Raw genomic sequence first — 19,866 nt, forward strand, 5'->3', positions numbered from 1 at the left:
CGGGCGGGCGAACAGGGCGGGCGTATGCGCGGATCAGGCCGCGCCGTCGGGGATGAACACGTAGCCGAGGCCCCACACCGTCTGGATGAAGCGCGGGCTGCCCGGATCCGGCTCGATGAGCTTGCGCAGACGCGAGATCTGCACGTCGAGGCTGCGGTCGAACACTTCGTATTCGCGGCCGCGCGCCAGTTCCATCAGCTTCTCGCGCGACAGCGGCTGGCGCGGATGACGCGCGAACACCTTCAGCACCGAGAACTCGCCCGTGGTCAGCGGAATCTCCTGACCCGATTTGGTCAGCGTGCGCGTGGCGAGGTTCAGCGAGAACTCGCCGAACTCGAACACCTCGGTGGTTTCCGACGGCGCGCCCGGCAGTTCGGCGGGCGCCTGGCGGCGCAGCACCGCATGGATGCGCGCGACCAGCTCGCGCGGATTGAAAGGTTTCGGCAGGTAATCGTCAGCGCCCATCTCGAGGCCGACGATGCGATCGACGTCCTCGCCCTTCGCGGTGAGCATGATGATCGGCGTGCGGTCGTTGCTGCCGCGCAGGCGGCGGCAGATCGACAGGCCATCCTCGCCCGGCAGCATGAGGTCGAGTACGAGCAGGTCGAAGCGTTCACGCACCCAGAGCTTGTTCATCGCCGTCGCGTTCTCGGCGACATAGACGTTGAAACCCTGCTCGCCGAGATAGCGGCGCAGCAGGTCACGCAGACGCGGATCGTCGTCGACGACCAGAATTTTCGAGGGGTTTTTTGTTTCCATGAGCGGCATCTTATCGCGATTAGGAAAAAGCGCGCGGCTGCGATTTTTCAGGGGTTACAGTCAGTTACAAAATTTACCCGTGCAACGATGCGGAGTAAAGACAGTCGGCACAGACTCCTTTACTCCTACTGGAGATTCAGTAGATACTCCCCCACTCAACTTTTCCATTATCTGCACACCCGATTTCCGCCGGGTTTCTCCAAGTGCCAGAGGTAAGCCGGTTGCCGCGTGACGAAGGGAACAAAACGACGAAGGAAGCGAGAACAGTGATGCGGTCGACGAAGATTGCATTCGTGCTGACGCTCGTGTTCACCGGCGTCTTCGCCTCGAACCTCGCTTGTGCACAGCGGCAGGAGCGCGGCGCGCAATCTTACAAGGCGCCGCGTGGAAAAGGCGCGCCGCCGCATCAGTTGCAGGCGGACCGCGGCGGCGACGGCGCGCGTTCCGCCGTGCCGCCCGATCTCGAGCAGCGCCGTCGCGACGGCCACATGACCCCCGAGGAGCGGCACTTGCTGCGCCAGCACATCGAAGACGCCGTGCGCGAGTTGTACAAGCGCTGATTGCCGTCGCGCAGGAAAGAAGCGGTTGCAACTTCCCCGTCAACTGCGCGCATGCGCGTCGCGTTGAATCGCCAGGACGAAGCGTCGCTTCGACCGCTTTCCGGGGGCGCTCCACGATGAGTCATTCGAATTCCACCGCACGCGTCGCGACGCATCCGGGCGATGCGCGCGCCGACGCCGTCGATGCCGACGACGTGCGCCATCTGCTGAATCGCACCGGCTTTTCGCCGCCGTCCGTCGAGGTCGCGCGCTACGTGGGGTTGTCGCGCGCGCAGGCGGTGGCGACGCTGCTCGACGGCGCGCGCACCGAGGCCGTCACGCCGCCGCCCGACTGGGCCGACGAACTGCCGCCGCCGCGCGCGCTGCGGCAGACGTGGACGCCCGAGCAGCAGCGCGCGGAACAGCAGACGCGCAACCAGCGCTACGAGGCGCTGCGCGCCGGATGGGTGCACGAGATGCTCGTCACGCCGTCGCCGCTGACCGAGCGCATGACGCTGTTCTGGCACAACCACTTCACCTCGGGACAGGACAAGGTTCCGTATCCTCAGACGATGGCGGCGCAGCACCGGCTGCTGCGCCGGCATGCGCTGGGACGTTTCGACACGTTGTTGCACGCGGTCGCGAAGGACCCGGCGATGCTTCAGTACCTCGACGGCGCGAACAACCGGAAGGGGCGGCCGAACGAGAACTTCGCGCGCGAGGTGATGGAACTGTTCACGCTCGGCGAAGGGCATTACACGCAGCGGGATGTGTCCGAAGCGGCGCGCGCGTATACCGGATGGAGCCTCGATCCCGACACGCTCCAATATGTTTGGCGTCCGAATCTTCACGACGACGGGATCAAGACCGTGCTCGGCGAGAGCGGCCCGTTCGACGGCGACCAGGTGCTCGACATCCTGCTCGCGCGACCGGAGACCGCGCGTTTCATCGGCGGCAAGCTGTGGCGCGAGTTCATCTCGGACACGCCCGATCCCGTGCGGCTCGACGCGATCGCGGCGCGCTTCCGGCAAAGCGGCTACGACATCAAGGCGGCGCTGTCCGAGCTGCTGCTGTCGGACGCGTTCTGGGACGACGGCAATCGCGGCGTGCTGATCAAGTCGCCGGCCGAGTTCGTCGCGGGCACCGTACGCCTGTTCGACGTCAGCTACGGCGATCCCGCGCAGTTCGTGAACACCTTGCGCGCGCTCGGACAGAACTTGTTCTACCCGCCGAACGTCAAAGGCTGGCCCGGCGGCGTGAGCTGGATCAACAGCACGACCCTGCTCGCGCGCAAGCAGTTCGTCGAGCAGCTGTTCCGCGCAACCGAGGCGGCGCGGCGGCCCGCGATGCGCGCGTCGACCGGGAAACCGGCGGCGGTCGGGATGCATTTCGATCTCGACGGCTGGCTCGGCGCGTATCGCACCAAGCCGCAGACGCAGCCGGACGTCTCGACGGAACTGCAGCTGCAGCACGCGGTGCTGCCGCTCACCCCCGTCGCGGCGATCGAGGCCGGCTCGACGAGCAGCGCGTATCTGCAGGCGCTGCTGATGGATCCGGCCTACCAGTTGAAATGAACGCGCGCGGCCGGCGCGCGGGATCCGTGTATGGAAGGACAGCATCATGAATCGACGCGATTTTCTGGCCCTGACAGGGCTCGCGGGGGCGGCGGGCGCCTCGCTGTGGATGCCGGGCGCTTGGGCCGCAGGCGCGCCCGTGCGCGGCGGCGCACGTTATTCGAACGTGTTGATCCTCGTCGAGCTGAAGGGCGGCAACGACGGCCTCAATACCGTGATCCCGTATGCGGATCCGACCTACTACGCGATGCGCAGGAACATCGGCATCAAGCGCGAGCAGGTATTGCAGCTCGACGAACACAGTGCGCTGCATCCGTCGCTCGCGCCGTTGCTGCCGTTGTGGCAGCAACGACAGCTCGCGATCGTGCAGGGCGTCGGCTATCCACAGCCGAACCTGTCGCATTTCCGGTCGATCGAGATCTGGGACACCGCTTCGCGCTCCGATGAATACCTGCGCGAAGGCTGGCTCACGCGTGCGTTCGCGCAGGCGCCGATGCCGGCGGGTTTCGCCGCGGATGGCGTGGTGCTCGGCAGCGCCGAGATGGGGCCGCTCGCGAACGGCGCGCGCGCGATCGCGCTCGTCAATCCCGCGCAATTCATCCGCGCCGCACGGCTCGTCGAGCCCGTCGCGTTGCGCGAACAGAATCCCGCGCTCGCGCACATCATCGACGTCGAGAACGACATCGTGAAAGCGGCCGACAAGCTGCGGCCGCGCGACGGGATGATCGCGTTCAAGACCGCGTTTCCGGCGGGCGCGTTCGGCACCTCGGTGAAGACCGCGATGCAGGTGCTCGCCGCGTGCGATACGCCGCAGCACACGCCCGCGCCGGGGCAGGGCGTCGCGGTGTTGCGGCTCACCTTGAACGGCTTCGACACGCACCAGAACCAGCCCGGCCAGCAGGCCGCGCTGCTCAAGCAGCTTGCCGACGGACTGGTCGCGATGCGCGCCGCGCTGACCGAGCTGGGCCGCTGGAACGACACGCTCGTGATGACGTATGCGGAATTCGGCCGGCGGGTGCGCGAGAACCAGAGCAACGGCACCGATCACGGCACGGCCGCGCCGCATTTCGTGCTGGGCGGGCGGGTGAAGGGCGGGCTGTATGGCGCGCCGCCCGCGCTGGGGCAGCTCGACGGCAACGGCAACCTGCCGGTCGCGGTTGATTTCCGGCAGCTGTACGCGACCGTGCTGGGGCCGTGGTGGGGGCTCGACGCGACCGGTGTGCTTGGGCAGCGCTTCGAGCCGCTGCCGCTGCTGCGCGTGTGACGGAGCGGGTGGGGCGCGCGATGCGCGCCGGAGTCAGCGCTTGCGCGCGGCGCGCCACGCAACCCACAGCTTGCGGATCGGCGTGAGCGCGATGCGCTGGTGCAGGACCTGGAAGCCGTCGCGCGCGATTTCTTCGAGCAGCGTCTGCGCGAGCGCCGCCTGCGCGCGCAGCGTGCGTTGCGCGCGGCGTGCGTCGGCGGGGATCGCGGCGAGCGCGACGTCGAGCGCGGCGCGCGCGCGGTTCGCCTGATACTGCATCAGCTCGGTGAACGCGGGGCTGTAGCGGCGGTTGAGCAGATCGGCGGCGGTGACGGTATAGCGTTGCAGCTCGTCGATCGGCACGTAGATGCGGCCGTGGCGCGCATCGTTGCCGAGATCCTGGATCAGTTGCGCGAGCATCAGCGCGCGACCGAGGGCGGCGGCCCAGGCGTCCTGCGCCGCGTCGGCATGGCCGGCGCTGGCGCGCGCGACGAGCGTGGCGAAGCTGCCGCCGACCTGGTCGAGATAGCGCTGCAGGTTCGCGAAATCGAGGTAGCGGGCTTGCTCCAGATCCATCCGGAAGCCGGCGGCGAGCGCCTGCAGCAGCGGTGCGTCGGTCGCGATCGCGGGATGGTGCGCGGCCAGGGCCTTCGACACCGGATGCGACGGCTGGCCTTCCGCGAGCGCGGCGAGTTCCTTTTGCCACCAGGCCAGCTTCGTGTGGCCGATGGTCGGATCGCTCGTTTCCTTGACGGTTTCCTCCAGTTCGCGACGCAACGCGAACAGCGCGGTCAGGAGTGGCTGGCGGGCGTACGGCGCCTGGCGCAGCGCGTAGTAGGCGCTGGAGCCTGGGGGCATGGCTTTCTGCTGGCAATAGTCGTCGAAATTCACGGGTCTGGAGCGAGTGGGGGCGAGGACGGCGGGGCGCGGCGGCGGGCGGGCCGGCCCGCCGCGCAGCGGACCGCGCGGCATTTTAGCATCGCGGCGGATTCGGGGCCGCCGGTAGAGACAAGCGCATGCGGATCGGTTAGAATCTCGCGCTCGCGCTTTTGGGCGGCTGTCCTGTCATGCAGGGCAAGCGGCCCTCGAAGCCCGCCGGCTGGCGGGTTCGACAGTGCCGAGGCGCGTGAGTGGCGAAATTGGTAGACGCACCAGGTTTAGGTCCTGACGCCCGCAAGGGTGTGCCGGTTCGAGTCCGGCCTCACGCACCACAAATTCTCCCAGCGAGAACCATGGCTGACCATAAAGCCTCGTTAGTCAATGACTTACGAGGCTTTTTGCTACCAGCGTTGCCCATCACTTCCCATTGGCGGCCACCAAATCGGTGGGACATCGTTGGGGGTAGTTTTTCTGACTTGGGGCGTCGAAATGCCCCCGCGCTCACATGCCCCTCACCAATGTCGCGATCCAGTCGGCCAAGCCCCGCGAGAAGGCCTACAAGCTGGCTGACGGTCAGGGCATGTACCTTGAAGTCATGCCGAGCGGCTCGAAGTACTCGCGTCTGAAGTATCGCATCGACGGCAAAGAGAAACGGATGGCCCTTGGGGTCTCCCAGCGATTACTTTGCTGCCGCCCGCAAGGCTCGAGACGAGATCAAAGCGCAGTTGCGCGGTGGGCTTGATCCGTCTCACGAAAAGAATCTTGTGAAGCTGCAGCGGAGTCTGGATCGCGAGAACACCTTCGAGGCTATTGCTCGGGAGTGGCATGAGCAGTGGAAGGAGCGCCATGCCGCACGGATCATGAAGCTGTTGGAGCGGGAGATTTTCCCTTCGCTGGGCGCTCGACCGATCGACTAGGTTTCGGCGCCCGAGCTTCTCGCTGTCTTTCGTAAGATTGAGTCACTCGATGCGATCGAACTCGCGCATAAGGCGATCCGGGCAACGAGCCAGATCTCCGGTATGCGATCGCGACGGGGCGTGCTGAGCGCGATCCGGCTCCGGATCTCCGCGGGGCTTTGAAAACCCGCACTGTCGTGCATATGACGCGTGTGAGCGAAGCCGAGTTGCCGGAACTGATGAAAAGCAACGAGGCATACGACGGCGATTACCAGACGCGGCTGGCGCTGCAGCTGATATCGTTCGATCCCAAGGACGTCGTTGTCTGAACCTCTGATTGGAGGCAGCATGGCAATCACGAATGAGCAGCTTGCTGAGTTTCTGATTGGCGTAGCGAGATCGCAGCAGGTGATCATCGACGCCGTCGCGCTGCATCTCGGTCAAGCAGATGGCCAAGCCTTCCGAGGACGTGCTGTGATACCAACGTTGCAGGCTGCTGCAAACGTGCGGAACCATGGCGCACAACCGACCTTACACGATCTTCCGTCGCGTGTTTTGCTGCGGCTCCAGGGAGATCCTCAGCCCGGAGCACGGCGGCTTGAGGAATGGGTAGCTCAAGAATTGACGAGAATCTTGAGATAGCCTTCGGTGATAAAGTGCGCTGTCCGCGTGGCCGTCGTGGATCCCAAAAAATGGCACTGAGAGGAAGAAAATGGCGAACGAAAACATGCGCCTCAGCGATGCGGGCTGGGCCGCACTGCGAGAGCGCGAACAGGCGGTCATGCACTACTACAACGATCAAGCGAACAACTGCACGTTCGGCGTCGGCACCCTTGCGCATACCGGCGCGTGCACGCCCGAAGAACTGCGGCGCCCGGTGACTGCAGCACAGGTCAATGCACAACTCGCCGCGCGTATTGGCACTGCAGAGGCGCAGGTCCGCCGGAACGTCACCCAGCGCGAACTCACGCAGGCGCAATTCGATGAGTTGGTCAGCTACACGTACAACGCCGGTAACACCGGGGCGCTGTCCGCGCTGCATTCTGCGAACCGGAACGACGACGCCGGGGTCGTTTCGCACATGAGCCAGCGCATCTACCTCCACCCACGCGATGCATGCGGACGGCGCCTCGCCCCGGTTCGATCAACTGGGCTCGCCAACCGGCGCCGCCTGGAAGTTGCCCCCTTCCAACGTCAGAGGACCCGATGAAGAAGCACTTTCTCTGGATGCTCTTGGCGATGTCGGCGGCCGCGGTGGCTGACCAGACGCCTGGTGACGAGATTTCGGCGCGTAGTGGTCTGCCGGCCAGCGAGGTCGCCGCATTGCTCAGCAACTGCGATGGGAGCCAGACCAGCATGAATTTCTGCGCGTGGCGTGACCAGATCGTCGCCGAGCGCGAGCTGCAGCAGGTCATTGACCAACAGGGTAGCGAGCACCCAGATCGCAAGGCAGCGCTCGAGGCGCGAATTTCGAAATGGAAAAAGGCGCGCGACGCGTCTTGCGAGAAGTCAGCCCGGAAAGAGTGGGGCGACGGCTCGATGCGTCCAGCGGCACAGGCGATCTGCGTGACGTCATCGACGAAGACGATGACGAAGCGGCTCGTGGCATCAAGCCACAAGGGGGCATGATGGTTAAGCGACGTAAAAAGTGAAGTACCAACTCACGGATCGGCAGGAGATGATTTTCTTTCCGATCTGGATGGTGGTCTTCATGTTCGCTATTTTCATGTACTTCAGCAAGTAGTCGACCTGATGGAGAAGCTTGATCGCTGGTAGCGCCGACGGGAAGTACCAGCTACCTGTTGAACTATGTTTGTGCCGGTCACGTTCCCGATTTCGAGGGAAAATGTCCGGGGGCACATGTGGGGGCAGGTTAAAAATACGAATTGAGAGAAACGCCATTTAAATTAATGGCTTAATTGGTGGTTGTGGTTCTCGGCCTCGCACCATCAAGCATCCGCAGGCGGCACAAAAACACCCCACAAGCCTTTTCAAGGGGGGAATTTCGGTTGCCGGATCTCCCTAGTCACCGCACGCAATACGTCTTTCCTCGCTTCACCCGCTCCGGTTGGGAGCAGCGGCCAGCGTCGCGGCCGCGCGGTGAGATTGCGCTCGCTGCATGGCACAGCTGCCTTCCTCATTGATATGACATGGTGAACGAGGCTAGCCCGATGGCGGTTCCAGGGACCAGCGCGCCCGATGTGCGTAGATATCTCGCCGTCAGCGGGATGCTGATGTTTGCGCTCGTTGCATTGCCGATGCTCCACTGATTCTGGTTGCCGGCGATCGCGGAATCGGGACCGAACTTGATCGGGATGGCGTTGTAGAGGATTTGATAGCCGATACCCTGTGCACTCGACGACTTGTTGAGAGACAGGACGTTCGATGCATTGTCCGGCTTCGCGACATCCGTCAGCGTCAGATTGATGCCGACGCCAATCGCGCAGGTATCCAGATCGATGGAAAACTTCGTGTCGCCCGTCGTCGAACCGATGTCCTGCAGGTCTTTGCTCATTACCCGAGGCAGATCGACATTGATTGATGAATGCTTGACCTTGCAGGTCTGGCTCGCCACGGTCAAAACTCCCTCGACACGGAGGACGTAGCTCGTGCGCACCCCGTCTTGCATGGCTCGCCAGGTCATGGTGGGAAGCTGGCTTCCGTTGATGGTTCCGGACTGCACCGGCCCGGTCACGACGAGCGTGACTCCAGCGTTGAAGCTCTCCTTCGGTGTATTGAAGGAGATCGAGGTTGTCTTGTTGAAGGGAGCGATCTGCGTATTGCTGATTCCTGGAACCGCAGCGCGGAACTGGATGCCGATTCCTGGTATGCCGGTTTGGTACGTGTCTTGGTAGCCGGGCACAAGTGTTCCGCCGCTAATCTCGGCTGTGGTCTGCACTTGCCCCGCCGCACATCCCGTGGAGATCGTATTCCAGCCATGCGCATAGGTCGTCTCGGTGCTGCCAACGACTTTGTTTCTCGGGATCAGCCAGTCGTTTACGATTACAGATTGATAAATAGGGGTGGGAATAGTGGATCCGCTTCCATTAAAAAACTGGCAAGACGAATGAGCATAGTTCGAGAAAATCGTAACAGAGGCAAATAATGCAATTTTTATCGATGATGTGATTGCCATATGATGGTTCCGGCGATGAGTCGAGCTGAAATTGTTTCGTCAGTACTTTATTGGGGGAAATTCAATTCGATGATTAAAAATTTGCTTTTAATTGTCGAATAGATTGCCTCGTTTTGATATGGGACGAGTACTAAATAAGATTGAAATCCATTTTGTACGAAGTCGTCGCATGACATCTCCGAGGCATGCTGCCGGCAGTGGTCGAAATTCGACCAGATCGACGCGGCCTCGATACCCTGGGGCGGAAAGCTGTTTGACCTCAGCGTGATTGCCGGGCCGGCGACGGGAGTGAACTTCCTGCCGCGTGGGCTGAATGCGATGAATCAGAACGGCTGTGCATTCCGGGATCCTGGCATCGACGGCGGCATCGGGCGAATGTCGATCAGTGGTAATGACAAGCAAGCGCAATGGATTGTGGATAAGGAGGTGGTTGCCGGCGAAGGAGTGGGCGGTGATTGGGTTGCCCGTCAAAGGGGGCGCAGGTGAGTGTTGTTTGAGATTGCTTAAATTCGATGGGTCGAATGGCGTCGGCTATCTTGTGGTGGGCATTGATTTTCGACGTGCCAATAAAATTTCTTTCGACCGGGGTGTCATTGGTTGACCCGAAAAAATCGCGGCGATGCAAGTCTGAGTGGCGCGAATAACATATATTTGGCGACTGCTTTCCTGGATCCTGACGCTGTCCGCGAGGTACAGGATGGCCGACGCATACGATGCCGTCCCGGCCCCTGCGCGCTCGTGCAGGTCATGCGACGCCGATCGCCGATCACGCGCTTGCGAAACGCATGATCAGCGGATCGAGCCACACCACTATCGATACCGAGACGTCGCCTAGCGGGTGTTCGCCTCCAAACTGTCGTAAACCTTGCGCCCGCTGACCCACGTCTCCAGCGCCGCGATGTCACGCAGCCGATACGGATTCCCGGGCTGATTGCCCTGCAGCGGATCGTCTGCGAGGATCACGAGGTCGGCCTGCTTCCCTTCCTTCAATGAGCCGACCTGATCGTCGAGATGGCACTGCCACGCCGCGTCGATGGTCACCGCGCGCAACGCCTCGGACGCGCTCAGGCATTCGGCCGCATTCAAGGTCGCCTGTTCCGGGTCCGCTTCCATCGTTCGCCCCATCGCCTGATCCATGTAGCGCAGCGGCCCCAGCGGAGACACGAAATGATCGCTGTGCAGGCTGACGCGCAGGCCCTCGTTCAGCGCCGATTTGCAGCGGTCGAGCTTCTGCGCGCGCGCTTCGCCCAGGATGGTCTTCTGGAACGCGCGTCCCCAGTAACCCACGTGGCCGATCAGGAAACTGGGCGAGATCGACAGCCGCTTCATGGCGCGCAGATCGTCGTCGCTGAGGAGCGAGGCATGCTCGATCCGATGGCGCAACGCGACCGGCGTCGCACCGGGTTGCGCGGTGGCCGACGCAGCAGGAGGAACCTGGCTCAGCGCCAGTTGGTAGGCCGCCAGCACATTGGCGATGGCTTCGTCCCCGTTGGCATGGGTCAGGACCGGCCATCCCTTCTCGACGACCTGTTGCATGACGTGCGCCAGGCCATCGACGGGCGAGAAGTTGAAGAGCCCGTTGGGCCCGACGCCGGGGACGCGGTGCTCGGCGCAGCACTTGTACGGCTGGCTTTGCAGGCCGGTCAGCCCCTGGTTGGAGCCGTCGGCAATCAGCTTCATCGCGCGGATGCTGAACAGCGCTTCGGGCGCGCTGGCGAATTCCGGCTTGAACTGATTCAACCACAACCGCCAAAGATCGTTGTTGCCGAACAGGGCCGCGCCCATGCGCGCCGTCATCAGCGGCGTCTTCGCCAGCGCCTGCATCAGGACAACTTCATAGAACCCGATGCCCATTCCCAAACCCGCGTCGAAGACGGTGGTGATGCCGCGCTTGTTCGCCTCCTGCAATACCGCTCGCATCGCGAGCAGCAGGTCCGCCGGTTGCGGCTTGGGGATGGCGTTCATCACCAGATCGACCCGCGTTTCGGTCAGCACCCCGTTGGGATAGGTGGCCTCGAGTCCGGCGGCCTGCAACGCGGCGCTGTTGGCATAGCCGAGATGGCCTGAGGCGTTGATCAGGAACAGGCGCACGTCCTTGCTGATGTCGTCCAGCCAGGCGCGGTCGATATCCACCCAGACGTCCATCAGCGACGGGTCGACGCCGCTTCCGCACACCCACGCGTCGCCTCCGGCCGGCGTATCGTTGACGGCAGCCACAATCTGGTCGCGGATCCAGGCCGCGCTGTAGCCGGGGCGCAGCTTCTGCTCCTCGAACGGCGTCACGTTGATCCACGGCGCGATGCGGAACACCGCGCTGGGCAGCAGGTGCATGTGCGGCTCGACCAGGCCGGGGAGCAAGGTCTGGCTGCCGTGGAGTATGCGTTCGATGGCGTTGGGGTGGCGCTCCCACATGCGTTGGCGCACCTCGTGGAGCGTGCCCGCGGCGACGACCTTGTGATCGGCGATACCCAGTGCGTCGACGCGCGTGGCGCAGTCTTCCGGATCCGGATAGATGCGTCCGCCGTGGAAGATGACGGCTTCGGGTTTTCGCGGCGTTTCCAGGCGGCTCAATTCCTGGAGCAAGTCTTGCCATGCGGATTCGCTTTGGCCGAGGACGGGCGCTAATAAATGCGGGCTGCAGCATGCACATCCGAGCTGGTGTCGCTGGAACATAATGGGCTCCTTGTCAGTTTTTATTGATTGCGCGAACGCATTGCTTATGGAAAGCAAAATCGACAGCTGGGCGGGTGCGCGAAATCCGCGTATTGCCGTGCGCGGGCTACGACTTCGATGCGTGCTGCCGGGCTGCCGGCTCGCATGACGGCGCGCGACGCGACATCGTCCTTGCTGTTCGCCGCAGACAATGTCGGGAATCAAGGCGCCGAAGACGGAGGGGGCGGGGGCGCGTGATGCGGAATCGATGAAGCTCGCTTCTGGAATCCCATCGGGACATTGCGTCGGCTCCGCATGCGACGACACCCGGCGCGGCGCAAATGCAATACGCGATGATATTTATAAATATGGATTTTGTATGGAGCGAGATCAAAATACCCGCGCCGATATTCGCGGGCAACTACGATAAATGGCGGGAAATTACAATGATAATCCGAGGTATTTTGTGGGAAATAAATGTATTGCCCGGGTTTTGACGGGGAATGCGCGGCGGTCGCGCAGGCCGGCTCCCGCCGGCCCTGGATCGTCCCGACCGGCGCCGCGCATGCGGCGCATATGACGGCCTCGCCCGGCGCGCGCCGAAGCGCTGGATAGCGCCGCTGACCGACGCCTAATAACCGAACTGCGACGCCAATTCGTCGATGAGGTCGCGCTGGAACGCGTTGAACCGCTCGCCCGGCTGCTGCGCGGTCATCAGCGCGAGCGCGGGGTCGTCGACCGCGGTGCGCAAGCCCGCCAATGTCTCGACGATCGCGAGGCCGCAGAACGGCACGTACGCCTCCGAATAGCCGCCTTCGTGCACGACCACCAGGCGTCCGCCGCACAGCCGTTCCGCCGCGTCCTTCACGCCTTGCGTGAGATGCCGGTAGCTGTCGCTGTGCAATTGCATGCGCGCGAGCGGATCGACCGCGTTCGCATCGAGCCCGCTCGCGACGACGATCAACTCGGGCCTGAACGCATCGAGCGCCGGCAACACGATGCGCGCGAGCGCGTGACGATAGGCGTCGTCGCCCGCGCCCGCGAGCAGCGGAATGTTGAGATTCGCGCCCACGCCCGCGCCTGTGCCGCGTTCCTCGGCGCCACTGTAGCCGGGCGGAAAGCAGCGGTCCTGGTGCAGCGAGATTGTCAGCGTGTGGGGATCGTCGTAATAGATCGACTGCGTGCCGTTGCCGTGATGCACGTCCCAGTCGATCACGGCGATGCGTTCCACGCCGTGTTTCGCGCGCGCGGCCTCGAGCGCGATCGGGATGTTGGCGAGCAGGCAGAACCCCATCGGCTTGTCGCGCAGGCAGTGATGGCCGGGCGGCCGCGACAGCGAGAACGCGTTGGGCGCGCGCGCGTCGAGCACGGTGTCGACGGCCGCGAGCGCGAGCCCGGCCGACAGCGCGGCGATTTCGTAGCTGCCCGGGCCGAACGGCGCGAGATCGCCGAGGTCGCCGCCCGTCGCGTCGCTCAGGCGCTTGAAGGCATCCAGATACGACGCGGGATGGATCCGCCGCAGATCGGCGTCGGTCGCGGCCGGCGCGGTTTGCATCGCGAGGCGGGCGCCGAGCCCGGAGGCCTGCACGAGCGCAAGCAGGCGGCGTTTCGAATCGGGCGATTCCGCGTAGCCCGCGGCCGACGGCGGCTGGACCCAGCCGCCGACCGGCAGGAACAGCGCGTGCATGCCGCCCGTATGCCAGAACGTGCGTTCGTCGGTGAAGAATGCGGTTTTGCTCATGAGATCGGTCAGGTGGGTTGGAAAGACAAGGCAGGGTCAACCGGCGCGCCGCTCGACGCGCAGCAGCAGCGCGAGCGACGCGCACGCCGCGACGGCCGCGAGCGCGAACAGCTGGCGCTGGGTGCCGCCGCCGTCGAGGAGCAGGCCGGCGACGAGCGGTCCGGCCGCGAGCCCCGCGCCGATCACGAGGTTGAGCGTCGCGATCAGGCGGCCGGACGGATCGACGCGCGCCACGCTGGCGAGCGCGAACGGCAGCACGAAGGTCCACGCGAACTTGAAGGCGAGGATCGCGGCGGCGAAGCCGGGCGCGCCCGCCTGCGCGGCGAGCAGAGCCAGCGCCCCGACGAGAATGCCGTAGCCCGTGTACAGCATCGCGCGCCGCGCCGCGCGTCCGCCGAGCAGCGCGGCGAGCGTCGCGCCGGCGATGCCGAACAGGCTCGCGATCGCGAGCACGGTGCCGGTGGCGGACGCATCGAAGCCGGCGGCGGCGGCGGCGCGACTGGCGAAGGTCCACACGCCGCCGATCGCGAGGTAGAACGTCAGCACGCCCGCGATGGCGAGCGCGGCGAGCCACGCGGACGAGGCGGGCGGCATCGTCTCGCCGTGGCCGGCGGCGCGCGCGCCGAGCGCGGCGGGGAACGCGCGCGCGAGCGGCGCTGCGAGCGCGCCGAGCAGGGCCAGCGCGAGGTACAGCGCGCGCAGCCCGAACAGCTGGAACACATGCGGCAGCACGAACAGGCCGATCGCGCCCGCGATCAGCTGGCCGATCACCCAGACGCCGTAGACCCGATCGTGGTTGCCGCTGGTGGCCGCGCTCGTCATGCACAGCACCATCAAGGTGCCGCCGCCGAACGCGGTGACGGCGCGCAGCGCGAGCAGCGCGGGGAAGCCCGGCATCAGGCCGGCGGTGGCGAGATTGCCGGCGCAGAACACGGCGACCGCGACGAATGCGACGCGCGGCGCGGCCACGCGCCCGAGCCATAGATAGGACGGCAGCGTCGCCGCGCTGAACGCGCCCAGCTCGACGAAGAAGTACACGCCGACCTGCGAGGCGGACAACCCGAACTGAGCCGCGAGCTGCGCGGCGACCGCGGGCGCGACGAGCAACAGCAGCGGCGTGATGGCGGCGAAAGCCACGAGCGCGGTGAGCGTGGCCGATGTGAAGTGCGGCGCGTTGGGGTGCGCGGCGGCGAGCGGCGCGGGTGGTGGCAGGGTTTCGGGCATGGGGTGGCCGGTTGGGGGCGGGACGGTCAGCACGATGGTGCCGGGCGGCGCACGTGCGCGGACGGCGCGGCATCGCCGTGCCGGGGCGGGTGGTGCTGCATCGGCGCTCCTTGCCGTGAGGCGGGGCCCGATGCGACGAGTGTCGGCGGCGATCCGGACCTTGCCCAGTCGTGCAGATGAACGTTGAGGAAAACCCGCGAGAGCCGGACGGCCGGAAGACACCGGGGGTGGCGCTTCGTCCGGCGACGGCGGCGCGGCAGGTCCCCGTCCAAATGAACGGGGTGTGAACGGGGGCGCGCCCGGGGGTTTTTCAAAAAAAGCGCTCGCTATAATCGTCCGTTCATCGCGGCACGCGGCCCGGGCGGTCCGGCGGGCGAAGGAGCTTCAGTGACGGTCAGCGCAGGAATCCGGCAGTACCCCGATGCGCCGAGCGACGTGCCGGCCGCGATCGTGCTCGACGAGGCCGCCTGGCCGTCGCGCCCGGCACGCCGGGCCGACTTCGCCGGTGTGCCGGGCGCGGCGGTGGCGTCGCCGCGCGAATTGAGCCTGTTGTTGCTCGATCTGTACGCGCTCGCGGGGCAGGCCGGGATCGGCGAATTCGAATGCCGCTTCTTCGCGCTGCTGTCCGGCTACCTGCCGTTCGACGCGGCCTGGACCGGCGTGACCACCCACCTGCCGTCCGGGCCGGTGATGCACAACAGCTACCTGTACCGCCTGCCGCCCGCGTTCTTCAGCGACTGGCTGCGCGTGCGCGACGCCGATCCGCTCGCGGCGCGGACCCTGGCGGCGGTCGGCTGCGCGGCGCGGGTCTCGGCGCTCGACGCGGGGCTCGACGGCTGTTTTCGCGATTGGTGCGTGCGATACGGGCTCGCGCAGCTGATGTGCGTGAGCGTGTTCGATCGTCGCTTCGGACTCACGACCTTCCTGTCGATCTATCGGCATGGGCTGCACCAGCCGTTCAGCGACGACGACGCGCGCCGCTACGAGGATGTGATCCCGCACCTGGCCGCGGCGCTGACCATCAATCGCGCGGCGCACCTCGCGCGGCTGCGCGGCGAGGCGGCGGCGTCGACGGCGCGCGCGATCTGCGACAGCTTCGGCGTGCTGCATCACGCGGATCCGGAATTCGAGGCGGCGCTGCGCGGCGAGTGGCCGCAGTGGCGCGGCGAGCGGCTGCCGGGCGAATTGGTCGAGCACGTGCGGGGCCATGCGGGGCAGCCGTTCCTGGGCGAGGCCCTGCGCGTGCAATGTACGGGCGTGGCGGGGCTGTTCCTGCTTGAAGCGCGCCCGCGTTCGCTGCTCGACCGGCTGAGCCCGCGCGAGCTGGCGGCGATTCGCTATTACGGCGAGGGGCGTTCGCACAAGGAGGTCGCGCAGCGCATGGCCATCTCGCCCGCGACGGTGCGGCATTACCTGCGCTGCGCGTATCGGAAGCTGGGGATGCACGACAAGAGCCAGATCCCGGGCGTGCTGGGCGCGCTGGATGCGCCGGACCGGCGCGCGGCCGACCCGCCGCCCGGCGCGGCATGACGGCGCGCGGCGACGCTCAGTAGCTGGAGCGGTAGTTCGTGCCCTGGTCGTAGCGGTTCTGCCAGTGCTGCAGGTATTGCGTGGCGAGCGCCGGGTTGTTCCACACGACGAGCACGTTTTCCGAGTTTCGCGAGGCGGCGGAGGCCGAGTAGTTGAACGAGCCGGTCTCGACGTGGCGGCCGTCGACGACGATGTACTTGTCGTGATGGATGGCGTAGCGGTCGATTGTGCGGGTCGGCACCTTCGCGTTGACGAGCAGGTTGAGCGCCTGCTTCGACGCCTTCGAGCGATTGCCGTCGTTGTCGACGACCACGGCGATGTCGACGCCGCGCTGGCGCGCGTCGAGCAGCGCGCGCACCACCTTCGGCGAGGTGAACGAATAGCCGGCGAGCCGCAGCGAGGCGCGCGCCGCGCCGATCACCTTCAGGACCAGCGCTTCCGCGCCGCCGTCCGGCGAGAACGCGGCCTCGATGACCTGGCCGGCCGGCGCTTCGCGCGGCGGCGCAGAGAGCAGGCGCGACAGGTAGGCGACGACCTCGGCGTACAGGGTGTCGGTAGGCGTCTTGGCGACGGCCAGTTGAGGGGCGGACAGCAGGGCGACGGAGAGACACGCGGCGGTCAGCCGGTTGCGCAACAGCATGAGGTTCGGGCGGAGCGTGGAAAACAAACGAGGCGAGAGTGTAACGGCAGTCGGCGGGTTTCGCGAAGCGACGCGTGCGTGGGGCGAGCCGGTGGGGCGCGGGAGGAAGGAGGCGCGTCGGATGGGAGAAGGAGGGGCCGTCCGGATCGATGAGCGGGTGCCGATGCGCGCCTGCGCGCGCATCGGCAAGCCGGCGAAAGTGATGCGGCCGGCCCGAATGGATGGCCGGCCGCGCGGTTGCCTACAGGATGTGAGCGACCAGGCAGGCGATCACGAGCACGCCGAGCGGCACGCCCAGCAGCCAGGCGATCAGGTACTTGCCCAATTCGACGCTCCTCGATGAGAGGGGAAGGGCGGGACGGCCGATCGTCGTCCCGCATGCCCGGTTACAGCGACTTGTCGAAATCCTTCAGTTGCCGCTCGGCCTCGTCGCGCGCGATGCCGTAGCGCTCCTGGATCTTGCCGGCGAGGTATTCGCGATTGCCTTCGACGGCCGCGAGATCGTCATTGGTCAGCTTGCCCCATTTCGCCTTGAGCTTGCCGGTCAACTGCTTCCACTGTCCCTTGATCTTGTCTTCGTTCATGCTGTTCTCCTGGTTGGGAATCGACGCCGCCGCGCGGGCGCGGCGGCGGTTGGTGCGAATCGCTGCAGGCGTCAGGCCTTGGCCTTCAGGCCGGCGGCATCCACGTGCTTCACGCCCTTCACGGCGCGCGCGATGGCCACGGCCTTCTTGACGGCGATCCGGGTCGGCAGCACGCCCGTGAGCGTGACGATGCCGTCGATCGTCTTCACGCCGACCTCGGTGCTCTTCACGCCGTCGGTGACGGCGAGTTCGCTCTTCACCTTGGTGGTGATCCAGGTGTCGGTGACGGGCTGGCTGGATTCGGCCGCCGCGCCGTCGCTGGCCGGTTCGGTCTGCGCGTAGGCGCTGCTCCAGCCGGCTGTGCCAAGCAGGAATGCGGTGCTGATCGCGAGTACGGACGAAAGGGATCGGGTTCGGTTCATGCGGGCCTCCAGGGGTGAAAGAAAGACGGGGTCGGCGAGCGCTCAGGCGCACCAGCCCGGGCCCGGCGCACGATCGGCGTGCCGGGTTGCGGCACGTCGGGCGGAACGGGGATGCCGGGCGGCTGCTGCCCGGGGAACGGCTTGCCGGGCTGGGGCGGCGGCACGTCGGCCGGTGGGCGCGGGTCGGGCGTCTGGTGCAGGTTCATCGGCGACTCCTTGCTGCGGATGTATTGGAATGCGTGACAGGTTCAGAATACGGAGCGGCAATCCGCGTCGACAGAGGCAAATGCACCCGGTTTCCTAGTGCGTTTGCGCCAGCCGGCGAGCAACCGGCCGCGGCGCGGGACGCCATGAAAACTGGTTGTGTTCGCAACCATGAATGCCTATCCTCGTCGGCACGACGATACCAACCAATCAGGAGACTCGACGATGAATGCATCCTCCGTGCGCGTGGCCGTGGTGGGCCTGGGCGCGATCGGCGGCCTGTTCGCCGCGGCGCTGGCGCAAGCCGGCTGGCAGGTCGGCGCGTTCGCGCGCGGCGCGACGCTCGACGCGGTCCGCGCGGACGGGCTGCGCATCGCCGACGAACAGGGCGGGGAGACCGTCGTGCGGCTGGCCGCGAGCGACGACGCGGCGGCGCTGGGCGAGCAGGACTACGTGGTGCTGGCGCTGAAGGCGCAGGCGCTGCCGGCGTTGGCGTCGCGGCTCGCGCCGCTGGTCGGGCCGCGCACGGTGGTGGTGGGCGCGATGAACGGGCTGCCGTGGTGGTTCCTGCACGGCTTTGCTGGGCCGCTCGACGGCGTCTGCCTCGAATCGATCGATCCGGCGGGGGCGGTGTCGGCGGCGTTGCCGCCGGCGCAGGCGATCGGCTGCGTGGTGCACCTGTCGTCGGCGACGTCCGCGCCCGGCGTGGTGCGGCGCGGGCGCGGCAACCGCCTGATCGTCGGCGCGCCGGACGCGGCCCGCGAGGCGGCCGCCGCGCGTTTCGCCCGGGCGCTTGCCGCGGGCGGCTTCGAGGTCGAGACGAGCGCGGCGATCCGCACCGAGATCTGGGCCAAGCTGTGGGGCAACATGAACATGAATCCGCTGAGCGCGCTCGCGGGTTCGACCGCCGATCGCCTGCTCGACGATCCGTACACGCATGCGCTCGCGCTGCGGATGATGGAGGAGGCCGACGCGATCGGCGCGCGGCTCGCGCTGTCGACCGGCATGAGCGGCCCGGAGCGGATCGCGGTCACGCGCCGGCTCGGCGCGTTCAAGACCTCGATGCTGCAGGACCTGGAGGCGGGACGCCCGCTCGAGATCGGGCCGATCCTCGGGGTGTTCCCGGAGCTGGGCCGCCGGCTCGAGGTGCCGACGCCTTACTGCGACGCGGTGCTGGGGCTGCTGCGGCAGCGCGCGGCCAACAGCGGGCTGTGAGCGGGCGCGGCCGGACGGCGCGAGGCCGGACGGCGCCGCGCCGGGTCGTCAGGCGAGACGGTCGCTCAGGCGCGCGATGATGCGGTCGAACGCGCGTGCGAAGACCTGCTGCTCGTGCTCGCTCAGGCCGGCGAGCAGCTCGGCGTTCCATTTGCGCGCGATCGGCATGATGCGGCGATTGAGCGCGACGCCGTCGCGCGTCAGCGCGACCAGCACGACCCGCGCATCCTCGTCGCTCGCGCCGCGTTCGACGAGCCCGCGCCGGATCAGCGCCTCCGCCGCGCGGCTGGCCTGGCTCTTGTCGAGGTGGGTGTGGCGGGCCAGTTCCATGATCGAGAACGGGCCGAACGCGCCGATGGCCGCGATCACCCGCGCCTCGGGCAGCGAGATGCCGAGCTTCGTCTGATAAAGCTCGCCGATCCCGCGATCGGACAGCTTGTTCAACACGTGCAGGCGATAGGTCAGAAACTGCTCGAGGCCGGCTTTGCTGCCTTTCATGTCGGAATCCTGAAGGAGGGGGCGGCCCGATTGTTGCCGTATCCCGGCGCGCGGTCAACGTCGGCGCGCGCGGTGCGGCGGCCGCGCGACGTCCGAACCGCCTTCGGCGAGGCGGCGGCGTCGCGCCGAC

General features: G+C 66.3%; 22 protein-coding genes and 1 tRNA gene. 12 read left to right on the forward strand and 11 right to left on the reverse strand.

The features are described from left to right. Positions 1 to 33: 33 nt before the first annotated feature. The gene (gene ompR / locus AC1RQF_RS13150) at positions 34 to 768 is read right to left on the reverse strand and encodes an osmolarity response regulator transcription factor OmpR (RefSeq protein ID WP_004192636.1); all 735 of its coding nucleotides are present in this window, start codon (positions 766 to 768) and stop codon (positions 34 to 36) included. 260 nt (positions 769 to 1,028) lie between these two features. On the opposite strand from ompR, the gene AC1RQF_RS13155 reads away from it, so the two are divergent. The 3 genes from AC1RQF_RS13155 (at position 1,029) to AC1RQF_RS13165 (ending at position 4,136) form a co-directional block, all read left to right on the forward strand. Beyond that, positions 1,029 to 1,319: a hypothetical protein gene (locus AC1RQF_RS13155; RefSeq protein WP_274002593.1), complete on the forward strand. Its 291-nt coding sequence runs from the start codon at positions 1,029 to 1,031 to the stop codon at positions 1,317 to 1,319. Between the two features lie 116 nt (positions 1,320 to 1,435). Further along, complete coding sequence (locus tag AC1RQF_RS13160) at positions 1,436 to 2,872, forward strand: DUF1800 domain-containing protein (protein WP_492872205.1); 1,437 nt, start codon at positions 1,436 to 1,438, stop codon at positions 2,870 to 2,872. A gap of 46 nt (positions 2,873 to 2,918) precedes the next feature. Next, the gene (locus AC1RQF_RS13165; protein WP_274002597.1) at positions 2,919 to 4,136 is read left to right on the forward strand and encodes a DUF1501 domain-containing protein; all 1,218 of its coding nucleotides are present in this window, start codon (positions 2,919 to 2,921) and stop codon (positions 4,134 to 4,136) included. Between the two features lie 33 nt (positions 4,137 to 4,169). Here the strand turns inward: AC1RQF_RS13165 and hpnD are convergent, their stop codons facing one another. Then, the gene (hpnD, locus tag AC1RQF_RS13170; protein ID WP_492872206.1) at positions 4,170 to 5,006 is read right to left on the reverse strand and encodes a presqualene diphosphate synthase HpnD; all 837 of its coding nucleotides are present in this window, start codon (positions 5,004 to 5,006) and stop codon (positions 4,170 to 4,172) included. Between the two features lie 233 nt (positions 5,007 to 5,239). On the opposite strand from hpnD, the gene AC1RQF_RS13175 reads away from it, so the two are divergent. The 6 genes from AC1RQF_RS13175 to AC1RQF_RS13200 all read left to right on the forward strand — a co-directional run bounded on the left by AC1RQF_RS13175 (position 5,240) and on the right by AC1RQF_RS13200 (position 7,519). After that, positions 5,240 to 5,326, forward strand: a tRNA-Leu gene (locus AC1RQF_RS13175). A gap of 173 nt (positions 5,327 to 5,499) precedes the next feature. After that, on the forward strand, positions 5,500 to 5,736 hold the full coding sequence (locus AC1RQF_RS13180; RefSeq protein ID WP_492872207.1) for an Arm DNA-binding domain-containing protein: 237 nt from the start codon (positions 5,500 to 5,502) through the stop codon (positions 5,734 to 5,736). Further along, entirely contained in the window at positions 5,657 to 5,911 is a 255-nt protein-coding gene (locus tag AC1RQF_RS13185; RefSeq protein ID WP_492872208.1) for a phage integrase central domain-containing protein, read from the forward strand. Before AC1RQF_RS13180 ends, AC1RQF_RS13185 begins: the two co-directional genes overlap by 80 nt. A 158-nt stretch (positions 5,912 to 6,069) precedes the next feature. Next, a complete protein-coding gene (locus AC1RQF_RS13190) occupies positions 6,070 to 6,219 on the forward strand; it encodes a hypothetical protein (protein WP_492872209.1) in 150 nt (49 codons plus the stop codon). Between the two features lie 383 nt (positions 6,220 to 6,602). Then, complete coding sequence (locus AC1RQF_RS13195; RefSeq protein ID WP_492872210.1) at positions 6,603 to 7,100, forward strand: lysozyme; 498 nt, start codon at positions 6,603 to 6,605, stop codon at positions 7,098 to 7,100. Beyond that, positions 7,097 to 7,519, forward strand: coding sequence for a lysozyme inhibitor LprI family protein (locus AC1RQF_RS13200; protein ID WP_492872211.1), 423 nt, complete (start codon positions 7,097 to 7,099; stop codon positions 7,517 to 7,519). Before AC1RQF_RS13195 ends, AC1RQF_RS13200 begins: the two co-directional genes overlap by 4 nt. 508 nt (positions 7,520 to 8,027) lie before the next feature. Here the strand turns inward: AC1RQF_RS13200 and AC1RQF_RS13205 are convergent. After that, positions 8,028 to 9,026: a fimbrial protein gene (locus tag AC1RQF_RS13205; RefSeq protein WP_492872212.1), complete on the reverse strand. Its 999-nt coding sequence runs from the start codon at positions 9,024 to 9,026 to the stop codon at positions 8,028 to 8,030. 288 nt (positions 9,027 to 9,314) lie between these two features. Between AC1RQF_RS13205 and AC1RQF_RS13210 the strand changes: the two genes are divergently transcribed. Further along, positions 9,315 to 9,512, forward strand: coding sequence for a hypothetical protein (locus AC1RQF_RS13210; protein WP_492872213.1), 198 nt, complete (start codon positions 9,315 to 9,317; stop codon positions 9,510 to 9,512). A 345-nt stretch (positions 9,513 to 9,857) separates the two neighbouring features. Here AC1RQF_RS13210 and AC1RQF_RS13215 read toward each other — a convergent pair whose 3' ends face one another. From AC1RQF_RS13215 to AC1RQF_RS13225, 3 genes are all read right to left on the reverse strand, one after another. Continuing rightward, entirely contained in the window at positions 9,858 to 11,699 is a 1,842-nt protein-coding gene (locus tag AC1RQF_RS13215; protein ID WP_274002627.1) for an amidohydrolase, read from the reverse strand. Positions 11,700 to 12,309: 610 nt separating this feature from the next. Further along, positions 12,310 to 13,419 carry a class II histone deacetylase gene (locus AC1RQF_RS13220; RefSeq protein ID WP_492872214.1) on the reverse strand — a complete coding sequence of 370 codons (1,110 nt, stop codon included), beginning with the start codon at positions 13,417 to 13,419 and terminating at the stop codon, positions 12,310 to 12,312. Between the two features lie 36 nt (positions 13,420 to 13,455). Further along, positions 13,456 to 14,643 carry an MFS transporter gene (locus AC1RQF_RS13225; RefSeq protein WP_492872215.1) on the reverse strand — a complete coding sequence of 396 codons (1,188 nt, stop codon included), beginning with the start codon at positions 14,641 to 14,643 and terminating at the stop codon, positions 13,456 to 13,458. Positions 14,644 to 15,030: 387 nt separating this feature from the next. On the opposite strand from AC1RQF_RS13225, the gene AC1RQF_RS13230 reads away from it, so the two are divergent. Then, the gene (locus tag AC1RQF_RS13230; RefSeq protein ID WP_492872216.1) at positions 15,031 to 16,173 is read left to right on the forward strand and encodes a helix-turn-helix transcriptional regulator; all 1,143 of its coding nucleotides are present in this window, start codon (positions 15,031 to 15,033) and stop codon (positions 16,171 to 16,173) included. A gap of 16 nt (positions 16,174 to 16,189) precedes the next feature. Here AC1RQF_RS13230 and AC1RQF_RS13235 read toward each other — a convergent pair whose 3' ends face one another. The 4 genes from AC1RQF_RS13235 to AC1RQF_RS13250 all read right to left on the reverse strand — a co-directional run bounded on the left by AC1RQF_RS13235 (position 16,190) and on the right by AC1RQF_RS13250 (position 18,025). Continuing rightward, positions 16,190 to 16,813: a phospholipase D family nuclease gene (locus tag AC1RQF_RS13235; RefSeq protein ID WP_492872217.1), complete on the reverse strand. Its 624-nt coding sequence runs from the start codon at positions 16,811 to 16,813 to the stop codon at positions 16,190 to 16,192. Between the two features lie 386 nt (positions 16,814 to 17,199). Then, the gene (locus AC1RQF_RS13240; protein WP_492872218.1) at positions 17,200 to 17,397 is read right to left on the reverse strand and encodes a CsbD family protein; all 198 of its coding nucleotides are present in this window, start codon (positions 17,395 to 17,397) and stop codon (positions 17,200 to 17,202) included. 71 nt (positions 17,398 to 17,468) lie between these two features. Beyond that, entirely contained in the window at positions 17,469 to 17,819 is a 351-nt protein-coding gene (locus AC1RQF_RS13245) for a BON domain-containing protein (protein WP_492872219.1), read from the reverse strand. Continuing rightward, positions 17,816 to 18,025, reverse strand: a complete 210-nt coding sequence (locus AC1RQF_RS13250; RefSeq protein WP_492872220.1) for a hypothetical protein — start codon at positions 18,023 to 18,025, stop codon at positions 17,816 to 17,818. Before AC1RQF_RS13250 ends, AC1RQF_RS13245 begins: the two co-directional genes overlap by 4 nt. A 223-nt stretch (positions 18,026 to 18,248) precedes the next feature. On the opposite strand from AC1RQF_RS13250, the gene AC1RQF_RS13255 reads away from it, so the two are divergent. Next, the gene (locus AC1RQF_RS13255) at positions 18,249 to 19,238 is read left to right on the forward strand and encodes a 2-dehydropantoate 2-reductase (RefSeq protein ID WP_274002639.1); all 990 of its coding nucleotides are present in this window, start codon (positions 18,249 to 18,251) and stop codon (positions 19,236 to 19,238) included. A 48-nt stretch (positions 19,239 to 19,286) separates the two neighbouring features. Here the strand turns inward: AC1RQF_RS13255 and AC1RQF_RS13260 are convergent, their stop codons facing one another. Then, positions 19,287 to 19,736 carry a MarR family winged helix-turn-helix transcriptional regulator gene (locus AC1RQF_RS13260; RefSeq protein WP_252985047.1) on the reverse strand — a complete coding sequence of 150 codons (450 nt, stop codon included), beginning with the start codon at positions 19,734 to 19,736 and terminating at the stop codon, positions 19,287 to 19,289. Positions 19,737 to 19,866: the final 130 nt, after the last annotated feature.

Source organism: Burkholderia sp. GW821-FHT14F03 (genome assembly GCF_058803765.1).

What these genes read in the sequence shown, in the direction of transcription:
- ompR (WP_004192636.1), bottom strand. Translation starts at nt 768, where the DNA reads ATGCCGCTCATGGAAACAAAAAACCCCTCGAAAATTCTGGTCGTCGAC.
- AC1RQF_RS13155 (WP_274002593.1), top strand. Translation starts at nt 1,029, where the DNA reads ATGCGGTCGACGAAGATTGCATTCGTGCTGACGCTCGTGTTCACCGGC.
- AC1RQF_RS13160 (WP_492872205.1), top strand. Translation starts at nt 1,436, where the DNA reads ATGAGTCATTCGAATTCCACCGCACGCGTCGCGACGCATCCGGGCGAT.
- AC1RQF_RS13165 (WP_274002597.1), top strand. Translation starts at nt 2,919, where the DNA reads ATGAATCGACGCGATTTTCTGGCCCTGACAGGGCTCGCGGGGGCGGCG.
- AC1RQF_RS13180 (WP_492872207.1), top strand. Translation starts at nt 5,500, where the DNA reads ATGCCCCTCACCAATGTCGCGATCCAGTCGGCCAAGCCCCGCGAGAAG.
- AC1RQF_RS13195 (WP_492872210.1), top strand. Translation starts at nt 6,603, where the DNA reads ATGGCGAACGAAAACATGCGCCTCAGCGATGCGGGCTGGGCCGCACTG.
- AC1RQF_RS13200 (WP_492872211.1), top strand. Translation starts at nt 7,097, where the DNA reads ATGAAGAAGCACTTTCTCTGGATGCTCTTGGCGATGTCGGCGGCCGCG.
- AC1RQF_RS13205 (WP_492872212.1), bottom strand. Translation starts at nt 9,026, where the DNA reads ATGGCAATCACATCATCGATAAAAATTGCATTATTTGCCTCTGTTACG.
- AC1RQF_RS13215 (WP_274002627.1), bottom strand. Translation starts at nt 11,699, where the DNA reads ATGTTCCAGCGACACCAGCTCGGATGTGCATGCTGCAGCCCGCATTTA.
- AC1RQF_RS13220 (WP_492872214.1), bottom strand. Translation starts at nt 13,419, where the DNA reads ATGAGCAAAACCGCATTCTTCACCGACGAACGCACGTTCTGGCATACG.
- AC1RQF_RS13225 (WP_492872215.1), bottom strand. Translation starts at nt 14,643, where the DNA reads ATGCCCGAAACCCTGCCACCACCCGCGCCGCTCGCCGCCGCGCACCCC.
- AC1RQF_RS13235 (WP_492872217.1), bottom strand. Translation starts at nt 16,813, where the DNA reads ATGCTGTTGCGCAACCGGCTGACCGCCGCGTGTCTCTCCGTCGCCCTG.
- AC1RQF_RS13240 (WP_492872218.1), bottom strand. Translation starts at nt 17,397, where the DNA reads ATGAACGAAGACAAGATCAAGGGACAGTGGAAGCAGTTGACCGGCAAG.
- AC1RQF_RS13245 (WP_492872219.1), bottom strand. Translation starts at nt 17,819, where the DNA reads ATGAACCGAACCCGATCCCTTTCGTCCGTACTCGCGATCAGCACCGCA.
- AC1RQF_RS13250 (WP_492872220.1), bottom strand. Translation starts at nt 18,025, where the DNA reads ATGAACCTGCACCAGACGCCCGACCCGCGCCCACCGGCCGACGTGCCG.
- AC1RQF_RS13255 (WP_274002639.1), top strand. Translation starts at nt 18,249, where the DNA reads ATGAATGCATCCTCCGTGCGCGTGGCCGTGGTGGGCCTGGGCGCGATC.
- AC1RQF_RS13260 (WP_252985047.1), bottom strand. Translation starts at nt 19,736, where the DNA reads ATGAAAGGCAGCAAAGCCGGCCTCGAGCAGTTTCTGACCTATCGCCTG.